This is a genomic window from uncultured Eudoraea sp., from assembly GCF_947258525.1.
GTDB lineage: Bacteria > Bacteroidota > Bacteroidia > Flavobacteriales > Flavobacteriaceae > Eudoraea.
In genome coordinates, this window is the sequence record NZ_CAMYIP010000089.1 from 1 (window position 1) to 13195 (window position 13195).

The window sequence follows — 13195 nt, forward strand, 5'->3', positions numbered from 1 at the left end:
ATTTACCACCATTATCAAGGTTAACAATTTCAGGGTCTTGCCCCAGGTTTCCAATCAACTGTACTTTGTTTCTAAGTGCGTTCATAATTTTTAATTTTAAGGATTAAACAGTTAATACTATCGGGTCTTATTCTCCGACACTGCAAACATAGAACGGGCGTTTGGCACTACTCGGTTAGGAAGTATTTATTTTCGTTTGTAATCGTTTGTAGTCGTTTGTATGTATTTAGCTACAGATTTTAAATGGTTACATAAATGTATTGGTTAAGGAGCTAAGGATGATTTAAGAATATGACTATCCTCATAAAAGCAATTATTCCTATATTAGATTACTTTTCCTAATATATTCATATTAATATGCCAAGAACACTCCAGCTGTTTTTTTGTTTTCTCCTCTTAAATGTCTCGCTTTTAATTGGCCAGTCCACCGAAGAATTAGTGGATAAAATAACGAAAGAGGCCATTGAAAATTCTCAATTAGAACAACTCGCACATGAACTAATGGATGTTATAGGGCCTCGTTTGGTGGGTACACCACAGATGGCTAATGCACACGACTGGGCCGTAGCTACTTTTAAGGAATGGGGAATAGACGCTCGCCAGGAGGAATGGGGTACCTGGAGAGGTTGGGAACGCGGTATTACACATGTAGACATGGTTTCACCCAGAGTAGTATCGCTTAGTGGCATGCAGCTTGCATGGAGTCCGGGCACTTCAGATTCAGGGATAACTGCTGAAGTCATAAACCTCCCGGTACCAGAAGATTCGCTGGACTTTGCAAATTGGCTTCCTAATGTGAAAGGAAAATTTGTAACCGTTTCCATGAATCAACCCACAGGTCGTCCTGATTACAACTGGGAAGAGTTTGCTACCGAAGAATCTTTTGAAAAAATGAAAACCGAACGGAAAGCGCAGACCAGGGCCTGGTATCAACAAATAAGAAAAACCGGATATAACCTGGTTACACTAAACAGTGCGCTGGAACAAGCGGGTGCGGCAGGAATTATTCAATCCAACTGGTCCGAGGGTTTTGGCGCCAACAAAATATTTAGTGCAGATACTAAAAATATTCCGGTAATAGACCTCTCCCTTGAGGACTACGGAATGTTATACCGACTAACCGAGAATGGCCAAAAACCTGTATTAAAAGTAGTTGCCAAATCAAAAGAATTGGGAAGGGTACCCACATTTAATACCATAGCCACTATTCCCGGAACAAAATTCCCTAAAGAATACGTTGTCCTTTCTGCCCATTTCGATTCGTGGGATGGTGCAACCGGTGCAACTGATAACGGAACAGGTACTATTACCATGATGGAAGCTGCACGTATCCTTAAAAAAATATATCCTGATCCTAAACGAACAATTATAGTTGGACTTTGGGGGAGTGAAGAACATGGGCTTAATGGATCCCGTGCTTTTGTTGAAGACAGGCCGGAAGTTGTAAAAGGTTTACAGGCACTATTTAATCAGGATAATGGTACAGGTCGTGTCGTTAAAATTTCCGGACAAGGATTCCTGGACTCCTATGATTATCTCGGCCATTGGCTGCAAGCCGTTCCAACAGACATTCGCAGGCATATTGAAACTACATTTCCCGGATCTCCGGGTAGTGGAGGATCTGATTACGCCTCATTTGTTGCTATGGGAGTTCCTGCATTGCTATGGGAGTTCCTGCATTTTCATTAAGCTCCTTAAGTTGGAGTTATGGAGATTATACCTGGCATACTAATTTAGATACTTACGATAAAATTGTTTTTGACGATGTAAGGAACAATGCTATTCTTACTGCAATCCTTGCTTATATGGCTTGCGAAGACCCTGAAAAAACCTCCAGGAAAAAGGCAGCACTTCCAACAAATCTGAAAACAGGAATACAAAAAGAATGGCCAAAACCCCGCTCTCCCGACAGGGCAGGCGGACAAAATTAAAATTAAATCATGAGAAATATTAATTTCCTTTTTTGTTTGATGTTTGCGGCAATAGTTTTTGCCCAGACCCCCTCTGTTAAAATTTCACCAGATCTTACTCCGGCTTCCCCGGCAACTGTTGGAATGTCTGATAAACGCCTGAAGCGTATAGATGACATGCTTAAAAAAGCTGTTAAGGATGGTGATATTCCCGGTGCCGTAGCGCTAATTGCAAGAGATGGAAAAATAGTTTTCCACAGCTCCTATGGCCTGGCCGATAATTCAACGGGAATTAAGATTTACAATGATGCTATATTCAGAATCGCTTCACAGACCAAGGCCATAACTTCAACGGCGGTAATGATGCTCTGGGAAGAGGGAAAATTCAAACTGGATGATCCTGTTTCCAAATACATTCCCGAATTTAAAAATGCCCTGATTCTGGATACCTTTAATGAAAAAGATACGACCTATACCAGTGTTCCCTCTGATAAAGAAATTACTATAAGACATTTAATTACTCATACCTCCGGAATAGGTTATGGAGTAATTGACAGTGACCCAAGGTTCAAAGCAATCTATCATAAGGCGGGTATTACAGATCTTTTTACTACTGAAGATATTTCCATAGAAGAAAGTGTTAAGAAATTAGCCGCCCTTCCTTTGCACCATACTCCGGGTGAGAAATTTACTTATAGCGAAGGTCTTGATGTCTTAGGCTACTTTATTGAAGTAGTATCCGGATTACCTTTTGATAAGTTTCTGAAAACCCGGATTTTCGATCCATTAGGCATGACAGACACCTGGTTTTATTTGCCGGAATCAAAACATAACCGTCTGATAACAGTTCAGCATAAAGTAGACGAGGTATGGGAAAAATACCCGGTTACGTTTTATGATACAGATTACCCTATCAAAGGCGCCAAAAGGTTTTTTTCCGGTGGAGCAGGTCTTTCCAGTACCGCAAAAGATTATGCCACCTTTCTTCAAATGTATTTAAATAAAGGCGAATTAAACGGAGTCAGGTTATTGAGCAGAACAACTGTCAGAAGTATTATGGCCAACCAAATTGGTGACATCTGGAAAGAAAACCCAGGGCACAACAAACGATAATACCGCCTGGAAATTCCGTCAGATGATATTTGGCGCTATCGATGATTAAAATAGCTCTTTACTTTAAGTTGAAATGTTTTTACCCTTGGTTACTGGGATTTTTGTTATGGCCTTTATTCGGGATTGCGCAATTATCATTTACGGAGTCTGAGGCAGGAATACAAATAAAAGAAGGTGCTAAGAACGTCCTTTTTTATCAAAAAAAACCAAAATCACTCAACGGAGAATTTTCGCGAAATAACTATATCCATCCGCTCTATGGTCTTGACGGATCTGTATTAACTGAAGATTTTCCTCAGGACCATCCCCATCATAGGGGTGTTTTTTGGGCATGGCATCAGGTTTATATTGGAGATAAAAAGTTAGGAGATTCCTGGGAATGTAAAGATTTTAAATGGGACATAAAGGATATTGAAATATCCAGATCCGGCGAAAATCTTACCCTTTTTGTTTCCACACAATGGAAATCTCCACAATGGATAGACCCGGAAGGAAATGAAAAACCCTTCCTGTTAGAAAATACGAGAATCTGTATTTATCCCCGGGCGGACAATTATCGGATAGTACGATTTGAAATAGCACTATTAGCTATTGAAAAAAAATTGAAAATAGGTGGTTCAGAAGATGAAAAAGGCTATGGAGGTTTTTCCTTAAGAATGAAACTTCCTGAAAATATCCAATTTTCATCCCTTACAGGTAAGGTTGTAGCTCAAAATACTGCCGTTGAGGCCGGCAAATGGCTAAATATTTTTGGGTCATTGACCAATAACAAAAACGGTTCGGGAATTACCATATTCTCTCATCCTGATTCTCCCGGGGATAAAGCAAATTGGATCTTAAGAGAAAAAGAAAGTATGCAAAATTGTGTCTATCCCGGAAGAAATAGTGTCGCTGTTTCTACCACAAATCCAACTATATTAAAATATAGCCTCCTGATTTATGAGGGAAAAATGACTGGACCGGAGATACAAAAAATCTACAAAGAACTGAACTAAACATTTATTATCTTACTCCTTAATTTCTATTATGAAAAACATCCAACTATTTCTCCTCTGCCTGCTCTTGTTTCCTGTAAGCATTCAGGCCCAAAAACGCAAAACCAAAACCTCTGCCGCTCCTTTCGAAGTTCAGGACTCTTTATATCATGGCCTGAAATGGCGAAATATTGGGCCATTCAGAGGTGGTCGAAGTGTAGCCAGTAGTGGGGTAGTTGGCCAGCCTATGACTTACTATATGGGCACTACCGGAGGTGGGATTTGGAAAACCACAGATGATGGAATTAGCTGGAAGAATGTTTCAGATAAATTTTTAAAAACCGGAACTGTTGGTGCGATTGCTGTTTCGGAAAGCAATCCAAATATAGTTATTGTGGGCATGGGAGAACACGCTGCCCGAGGGGTAATGACCTCCATGGGAGATGGGGTCTATAAATCTACGGATGCCGGAAAGACATGGAAGCATATTGGCCTGAATAAAACCCGCCATATATCAGACGTGGTAATACATCCCACAAATCCCGACATTATCTTTATAGGAGCTCAGGGAGCTCAATACGGCCCTTCGGAAGATAGAGGGATTTACAGGTCAGAAGATGGTGGTGCCAGCTGGGAGAAAGTTCTTTTTATAAACAAGACAACAGGGGCCTCTTCCCTGTCAATGGATATGAAAAACCCATTAATTCTCTATGCCGCAGTCTGGGAACACAGTAGATATCCGTGGACCATGCAATCCGGTGGTAAAAACTCCGGCTTCTATAAATCAACAGATGGCGGGACTACATGGAATAAATTAAAAGATGGGCTACCCGAAGAATTTGGCAAAGCCGGGATATCTGTATCACGGGCGAATCCGGAGAGGGTTTTTGCGGTATTGGAAGCCGAAGGAAAAAAGGGTGGCGTTTACAGGTCTGATGATGCAGGTAAAAAATGGAGCCAGGTGAATACGGACCGTATAAATATTGCACGATCCTGGTATTATATGGAAATATTTGCAGATCCTCAGGATGAAAACCTCGTATATGTTTGCAATGCCCCGGTAACCAAATCTATTGATGGCGGCAAAACATTTAGTCAGGTGCCAACGCCACATGGAGACAATCATCATTTGTGGATAAACCCACTGGATAATCGTAAAATGATAAATTCCAACGATGGGGGCGCCAATGTTTCTAATAATGGTGGTAAAAGCTGGAGTACACAACAAAATCAGCCTACATCACAGTTTTACAGGGTTATTACAGACAACCTGGTACCATATAATATATATGGTGGTCAACAAGATAATTCTGCCATTGCAATTGCCAGCAGAACTAATGATCAGGGCATAGACTGGAAAGACTGGTACTCCGTTGCCGGATGTGAAAGTGCCTATCTGGCTTTTGATCCTGACAATCCTGAAATTGTTTTTGGTGGTTGTTATCAGGGGATTATAGAAAAATGGGTCAGGGCATCCAGGGAAGGCAAACCAATTAAGGAATATCCGGAATTGGCTCTGGGTAATGCCCCCGAAAGCTTTAAATTTCGCTATAACTGGAATGCCCCTATCATAAGTTCACCACATGATAGAAATACTATTTATCATGCTGGAAACGTAGTTTTCAAAACTACAGACGCAGGTATTAATTGGTCCGTAATAAGTCCCGACCTCACTCGAAATGATAAAAGCAAACAGGGACCCGGAGGCGGTCCTTACACCAATGAAGCGGCAGGTGGAGAAAATTATAATACCCTGATGTACCTGGTGGAATCACCCCATGAAAAAGGCGTGTTATGGGCCGGAAGTGATGACGGCCTTATTCATATAACCAAAGATGGTGGAGAAAATTGGGAAAACGTGACGCCTGAAGGCATGGCTGAAGGCATAGTGAACAGCATAGAGGTATCTCCACATAATGCGGCTACCGCTTATGCCGTGGTCATGCGGTATAAGTTTATGGATTTAAAACCTTACATATTCAAAACCACTGACTATGGTAAAACCTGGTCTAAAATAGTACGAGGCCTTACAGATGAACACACGTTCGTGCGTGTAGTTCGCGAAGACCCCAAGCGAAAAGGTCTTTTATATGCTGGTACTGAAACCGGTTTGTATATTTCTTTTAATGACGGTTTAAACTGGCACGGTTTCCAGTTAAATTTGCCGGTAGTACCCATAAATGACCTCACAATTCAGGATAATGATTTGGTAGCCGCTACTGCAGGAAGATCATTTTGGGTTTTAGATGATCTTGGGGCAATTCAGAATACTTCGGTGAATAATATTTCGCTATCTATCTTTAAACCCAAAGACACTTATTTACTTTTTGGCGGAAGTTCTGACAAACCGGTTCCCGGTCTGGGTCAAAATCCTAAGCAAGGAGTTACTTTTGATTATTATCTGAATAAGGATTCGGATAGCCTGGATCTGGAATTGAAAGTGCTTCATAATGGAAAGGTAATCAGGACTATTACAAACAAAAGCCAAAAAGAATTTAAGTCGTGGCCTGGTGGACCCTCTAAACCGTCGGTCTTACCTTCCAAAAAAGGTTATAACAGATTTACATGGGATTTCCGAAAAGAAACACTCCCTGCCGTGGATAAAGTATTTGTTTATGGAAATTATTCAGGTTCCCATGTAGCTCCCGGCAACTATGTTCTGCGATTGTCTTTAGAAGAAGAAGTGGCTGAAACAGAAGTAAGCATTCTTCCAAACCCAAAAGTAAAGGCCTCTAAGTCTGATTTTGATGAACAACAATCTGTATTGAACCAGATAGAAAATACAATTAAAAATATTCACGAATCCGTTACAAAAATGCGATCGGCCAAAAAACAATTGAAGACTTATGAAGAGCTGCTTGAAGAAAATGAAACTGCAGCAGATCTCCTGGAAAAAGGAAAGGAATTAATTAAGCGTATTGACAGCTGGGAACAAAACCTTATCCAGCCCAATCAGAAAACATTTCAGGATGTCATTAACTATAACAACCAACTCAATGCCCAATTAATGCATCTGAAAGGTTTTGTAGACAGTTCAGATCCAAAGGTAACACAAGGCGCCAAACAGAGGCTCGCTGATCTTTTGAATGATTGGAAAACCTTTGAAGATGAAAAGAAAGCCATAGTGAATACAGAGATGGCGGCCTACAACAAGATGTATATAGATTTGGGATTACCTGCAATAATCCTAAAGGATTAAGGCCTGTACTCTATTCATCCTCCGGCGTAAATTTTACAGTATCACTTAAAAATATTCGCTAATATAAGTGCAAAGTAATTTAAGTCGACTTTAAACAAGCCAACCTGAGCAAAATCGACTTAAGAAACCTAAATTCTCACTAGACTGAGTTGTAGGGTTGCTTGGAAAATACGATATTGTAGTAGTCTAGCTTACTCGTAACATCTAATGGAGTGGCAGTTTCTTTTGTCAAACATGGAACATCAGCAAGAAAAAAAGTGTCTTGAATGCGGAGAAATAATTAAAGGCCGTGTGGATAAAAAATACTGCTCGGACTATTGCCGAAATGCGTATAATAATAAGCTCAATAAGGATAGCAAAAACCTGGTAAGAAATATTAATAACAGACTTCGAAAAAACTACAGGGTCCTGGATAGTTTTAACCTAAAGGATGGTAAAACACGCACAACCAAGACACGTCTAATGGATAAAGGTTTCGATTTTGAGTATATAACCAATCTGTATACCACAAAAAAAGGTACTACTTATTACTTTGTATACGACCTTGGTTATCTCCCCTTGGATAATGATTATTACATGATAGTTAAACGCGAATAGCAATATCCCTTAAAATAGCTAAGACCTAGAAAATGGGCTATTTCCAGTTCTCACCACTGAGTTTAAGAGCAGCAATTACGATATCTTTTCTGCTAATCTGACCTACAAGGAGTCCATCTTTCATAACCGGTAATCTTCTTCTATTGTGTCTGTCAAAGACTCCTGCAGCATCAAAAATGCTCATATCGTGTGGTATGGTCTCCACATTCTTAGTCATAAAACGCTCTACGCTTTTATCGAGGATAGGCTGATTAAAATAACGGCTTTCAGAAATCTGCTTCATACAGTCTGCTTCAGATATAATCCCAACCAAAAAACCATTGTCATCCATTACAGGACCACCGGAAATATGATGTTTTGCAAATGACTCCATGACCTCAAGAATGGATTGTTCAGGACTAAAAGTCACTAACTTCCTGCTCATATAATCCTCAACCAAAATTGGAGCATCGTACTCTTTTTTGGATCTTTCTTTAGCTCTTCGGCCCATAAAACTCTTAATTCCCATACCTTTTCAAATTTTGCTTAATCTTAAATATACATATTTCTGGCATAAGTATTAAAAATATTCGCTAAAATGAGCTAAAGTATCAGATTTTTATACTTTTATCCGACAATTCTGAATTATGAAGAATTCTGTCCATTTACTCTCTTTTCTGCTGATTTTATTGGCTATTTACCTGAGTTTCGATACTGTTATGCCCAAGTATAAGTCAGATTTGGGCGAACCTGCCACTGTTTTTTCTACAGACAGGGCATTAAAACATGTTGAAGCCATATCTAAACAGCCACATGGCGTAGGTTTTGACGCTCATGAAACAGTAAAAAAGTATATTCTTGATCAGTTGTCTCAAATGGGTTTAGAAACCACAACTCAGAAAGGATATACTATTGGAGATTGGAATAATTTTAGCAAAGCAGAGAACATAATTGCCAGAATAAAAGGCTCTCAGCCAGGAAAAGCCCTTATGTTGCTCTCACATTATGACAGCAGCCCGCATTCTTCTTTGGGAGCAAGTGATGCAGCTAGCGGTGTTGCAACTATTTTGGAAGGTATCCGGGCTTATTTGGCAAGTGAAACTATTCCTAAAAATGATATCCTAATTCTCATTTCTGACGCAGAAGAATTAGGACTTAACGGTGCCGACTTATTTGTAAATAGTCATCCCTGGGCGAAAGACGTAGGTTTAGTTTTGAATTTCGAAGCAAGGGGCAGTGGGGGCCAGTCCTATATGCTAATTGAGACAAACCGGGGAAATGAAAAGCTGATTGAAGAGTTTACCCTGGCAGACCCTGATTTTCCGGTGGCAAACTCACTGGCATATAGTATTTATAAATTACTTCCAAATGACACAGATCTTACTGTTTTTAGGGAAGACAGAGATATTGAAGGCTTTAATTTCGCCTTTTTTGATGATCATTATGACTACCATACAGCCCTTGATACTTATGAAAGACTAGACCGTAATTCCCTGGCGCATCAGGGAAGTTATGTAATGCCACTCTTGCACCATTTCAGTCAGACAGATCTGACCGACCTAAAGAGTTTAAACGATTCTATCTATTTCAATGTACCCTTATTCAAGCTTATTTCATACCCTTTTGACTGGATTTGGCCTATGTTCTATTTGGCTTTGGTCTTAACATTTGCACTCTTGTTTTACGGTTTTAAAATGAAGCGTTTAAATCTAAAAGAAATTGGTATAGGATTCCTGCCCCTCTTATTTGTATTGGCTATAAACGGAATTGTTGGATGGTATGGTTGGTCGGTATTAAACTGGATTTACCCTCATTATAATGATATTTTACATGGCTTTACATACAACGGACACAAGTATATAATTGCTTTTGTACTTTTCTCTATAGGTACTTGTTTCTTGGTTTATCACAGATATAGGAAGATATCCATTCCGAGTCTGTTGGTCGCTCCGCTCATCATCTGGTTAGCCATTTGTTGGGGGTTAGCATCTTATTTACCGGGCGCAAGTTATTTTATACTACCAATATATGCGCTTTTGGGGTCATTGTTAATCAGTCTTCAGAAGGAGAAATCAAATCCTTATTTTTTAGTGGCTCTGACACTTCCGGCCATTTGGCTGTATGCTCCGTTTATTCAAATGTTTCCTACGGGATTAGGTTTAAAAATGTTGGTAACTTCTACCGTTTTAACAACCCTTACCTTCTTATTGCTCTATCCGGTTTTTGGAGCTTATAAACATAAGAATAGAATCGCCTCTTTGTTTTTCCTTTTATTCCTTGGTTTTATGGTATCTGGCCATTTATACTCAAGTCATAATAGCGAAAATCCCGAGCCCACAAGTCTCTTGTATATACTAAATACTGATAAAAATAGGGCACAATGGGCTACTTATGAAAATGAACTATCTTCATGGACCTCCCAATATCTGGGTGAAAATAAAAAAAGGTCCGATAGTCTTCCTATTATTAGCAGTAAATACAACACGGGTTTCAGTTATGTGGCAGACGCCCCAATAAAAGAAATACTACCTCCAAAAGTTGAAGTAATACAGGATACGCTGATTGGGGGGAAGCGTGTACTGGAATTCTGTATTAGCCCTCAACGAGATGTAAACAGATTGGATGTCTTTACAAATGAATCAAGAATTTTGGAAGCTAAAATAAATAATGTTGCACTTTCTGATTATTACCTGGCAAACAGGAAAGGGGGAAAACTTATAACACATTTCATAAGTAATAATGATTATACGGAAATACAATTGAGTATTCCCGAGGAAGAATCATTAGAACTAACACTGTACGAAGCTTCCAATGATCTGCTTGATAATCCTTCATTTTCAGTACCGCAAAGAGCAGAAGAATACATTCCAATGCCCTTTGTTTTAAATGATGCCGTTTTATTGATTAAAACAATTAAATTTTGAAAAATACAATCGGAATAATTGGATGTGGATGGCTGGGGTTGCCCTTGGCTAAATCTCTGATTCAAGACGGCTATCAGGTATATGGGAGTACTACCAATAGCTTAAAACTCCCAATTTTGGAGGAGGCAGGCATAACGCCTTATTTGATTATTTTGGGACCGGATGGGATAACAGGCTCAATAACAGAATTACTGGACCGGCTGGATGTCCTTATAATTAATGTACCGCCAAAGCTCAGAGGCAACAACAATGAGAACTATGTTCTCAAGATGAAATTTTTGCACGATAAAATAGGAAAATCAAGTGTAAAAAAAATACTATTTATAAGTAGCACTTCTGTCTATGGAACAGCAGAGGGCGAGGTAACTGAAGATACAGTTCCCATGCCTGTAACTGAATCTGGAAGACAACTGCTTGAAGTTGAAAAGATCTTTCAAAAAGACAAAACCATTCAATCTAGCATTATAAGATTTGGAGGTCTCATAGGACCAAAAAGACATCCCATAACAATGCTATCCGGCAAAAAAGAGCTAAGTAATGGAAACGAACCAGTAAACCTGATACATTTAGATGATTGTATTCATCTAATTAAGGTGGTGTTAGAAAACAATTGGTGGGATCAAATCTTTAACGGCGTATACCCGGATCACCCTTTGAAAAGAGACTATTATTCCCATATGGCGGACAAAAATTCACTTCCAAGACCCCAATATTTGACCTCTGGATACAATAAAAGTGGGAAAATAATTATTAGTAGGAATTTTCTTAATAAAAACGTTCATTTTTATACCGATATTAACTAGCAGTTCACAACAGTTATACGCACTTTTACAACAAAAACATCGATAAAAGGTTAATTTATGACGTTGATTTTCAGCTTTTTATCAATATTCAGTATCTTTATGTAAACATTAAATCCCTAAATGTCATGGAAAAAACAAAATTAAAGGGGAGGATTTTAATGGAACTGGAAAGTCTCATCTCCCGCAGTTGTGCAAAAAGCCAGATGACCAAAAACTTTCAGAGCTTGCACAGGGCTGTTATTAAGAATCATTATAATGCCACAGATGTCTCTATTGATTATCATAGGAAAAGAATAGCAATGGATATTGTAATGAATGAAAAGGATTATGATCCACAAAAGATCAATTTGAAACTACCCACCTTATACACAAACCTGTTCTTTAACAATTTATGCGAATTTCTAAAATCATGCATAGACAGTGATAACAGGAGCCTTGCGTTTTATGCGGGCCTATTAAAGTCTTATACCAAAAAAGAAGAAGATTTCGTCCTCGCATAACTAATCAAGAACCAATGACAACCATTATATAAGGATGCTGCAAGGCATCCTTTTTTTATTATTCCTGAATATTTACAAACTTGCTATTGCCAAAAAGAGTAAACCAAGACCGGTTAAGTAATAATTTTTAGACATCCAAAATACCCGTCTGAACCACTTTTAAGAGTTTCCTTATACAAAGACCAAAAAAAATGTATTAATTTTGCCGCACAAAATTTATAGGATAATGAAGAAACTTTTAATTGTTGTTATGGTTTGTATGGGATATTCTTATAGTGGATACTCGCAGACTTCCACAGAGCTCCAGAAGCATTATGAGGCATATTATACCCAAATGAGAAAACAGTCTGATATAGCCGGTATTATCAATGCACTGACTCATCTGAATGTAATTTCACCTTCAATTGAAAGGAGAGATACACTAGCATATGTATACGCCAATAACAATCAGCATCTGCAGGCTTTGAACACCGTTGGAATTGAAAAGAACGATACAGATTCTGATCTTGCAGTCCAGGTAAAAGCTATTTCCTTAAAAGCTATAAATCAACCTAAGAGAGCCCTTGAACAGTTTGAGGTGTTATATTCCAGGAAACCAAACGCCTATTTGGCATATGAACTGGCAGATCTCAAAATTCAGATTGGGGATAATGCCGGAGCAAGTGACAATATTGAATATGGTATTCTTAATGCTAAAGATGATATGAAATATGCCTTCTATGAAAGGCAGCAGCCATATGAAGTACAACTGAAGGCAGCTTTTTTGCATTTAAAAGGACTTATCCAATATAATATGAATAAGGATGATATAGACCTGGCAATTGCGACCATTGATGAAGCCTTAAAAATTGATCCTAATTTTAATCTGGCAAGTCTTAGTAAACAAGCACTCGAATCCAGGAAAGCTGAATCTTCTGAAAAGCAGAACTAGGCAATCTTGCAAGAACAGCATTAAAGCGGGCAACTATTGCCTGCTTTTTTATTTCTATCAACCAAGTGATTCATAATCTAATTTTCTTTAAGAGGAGATCAAAGTCTGCCTTTCTTCAGTGAATTTAATGAAGATTACTTTCTAATACGTCTTGAAAAAAACCTTAAACTTTCAACATAATCCAAATAAATTTGGAGAATGAAAATGGGCCAATATTAAATGTAACTATGGATTAACAGTTTCCAGAATCTGTTTCTTGGTTTCC

9 protein-coding genes and 2 pseudogenes are annotated in these 13195 nt (G+C 38.7%); 9 read left to right on the forward strand and 2 right to left on the reverse strand.

Going from position 1 to position 13195, the window contains the following annotated elements; all coding sequences use genetic code 11:
• Positions 1 to 85, reverse strand: a pseudogene (locus tag Q0X89_RS06975) (single-stranded DNA-binding protein); the annotation flags it as partial.
• A gap of 272 nt (positions 86 to 357) precedes the next feature.
• Here Q0X89_RS06975 and Q0X89_RS06980 point away from each other — a divergent pair.
• From Q0X89_RS06980 to Q0X89_RS07000, 5 genes and pseudogenes are all read left to right on the forward strand, one after another.
• Positions 358 to 1931, forward strand: a pseudogene (locus Q0X89_RS06980) (M20/M25/M40 family metallo-hydrolase).
• 9 nt (positions 1932 to 1940) lie between these two features.
• Entirely contained in the window at positions 1941 to 3023 is a 1083-nt protein-coding gene (locus Q0X89_RS06985) for a serine hydrolase (protein ID WP_297692517.1), read from the forward strand.
• Between the two features lie 41 nt (positions 3024 to 3064).
• Positions 3065 to 4018 (forward strand): DUF6807 family protein, encoded by a 954-nt coding sequence (locus Q0X89_RS06990; protein WP_297692519.1) that lies wholly within the window; start codon positions 3065 to 3067, stop codon positions 4016 to 4018.
• 31 nt (positions 4019 to 4049) lie between these two features.
• A complete protein-coding gene (locus Q0X89_RS06995; RefSeq protein WP_297692521.1) occupies positions 4050 to 7196 on the forward strand; it encodes a glycosyl hydrolase in 3147 nt (1048 codons plus the stop codon).
• A 234-nt stretch (positions 7197 to 7430) separates the two neighbouring features.
• Positions 7431 to 7793, forward strand: coding sequence for a hypothetical protein (locus Q0X89_RS07000; RefSeq protein ID WP_297692523.1), 363 nt, complete (start codon positions 7431 to 7433; stop codon positions 7791 to 7793).
• Between the two features lie 37 nt (positions 7794 to 7830).
• Here the strand turns inward: Q0X89_RS07000 and Q0X89_RS07005 are convergent, their stop codons facing one another.
• On the reverse strand, positions 7831 to 8301 hold the full coding sequence (locus tag Q0X89_RS07005; RefSeq protein WP_297692525.1) for a CBS domain-containing protein: 471 nt from the start codon (positions 8299 to 8301) through the stop codon (positions 7831 to 7833).
• A 118-nt stretch (positions 8302 to 8419) separates the two neighbouring features.
• Here Q0X89_RS07005 and Q0X89_RS07010 point away from each other — a divergent pair, with 118 nt between their 5' ends.
• The 4 genes from Q0X89_RS07010 to Q0X89_RS07025 all read left to right on the forward strand — a co-directional run bounded on the left by Q0X89_RS07010 (position 8420) and on the right by Q0X89_RS07025 (position 12930).
• Entirely contained in the window at positions 8420 to 10696 is a 2277-nt protein-coding gene (locus Q0X89_RS07010; RefSeq protein ID WP_297692527.1) for a M28 family peptidase, read from the forward strand.
• Complete coding sequence (locus Q0X89_RS07015) at positions 10693 to 11499, forward strand: SDR family oxidoreductase (protein ID WP_297692529.1); 807 nt, start codon at positions 10693 to 10695, stop codon at positions 11497 to 11499. Before Q0X89_RS07010 ends, Q0X89_RS07015 begins: the two co-directional genes overlap by 4 nt.
• A gap of 125 nt (positions 11500 to 11624) precedes the next feature.
• Positions 11625 to 11999, forward strand: a complete 375-nt coding sequence (locus tag Q0X89_RS07020; protein WP_297692531.1) for a hypothetical protein — start codon at positions 11625 to 11627, stop codon at positions 11997 to 11999.
• 226 nt (positions 12000 to 12225) lie between these two features.
• Complete coding sequence (locus Q0X89_RS07025; RefSeq protein ID WP_297692533.1) at positions 12226 to 12930, forward strand: hypothetical protein; 705 nt, start codon at positions 12226 to 12228, stop codon at positions 12928 to 12930.
• Positions 12931 to 13195: the final 265 nt, after the last annotated feature.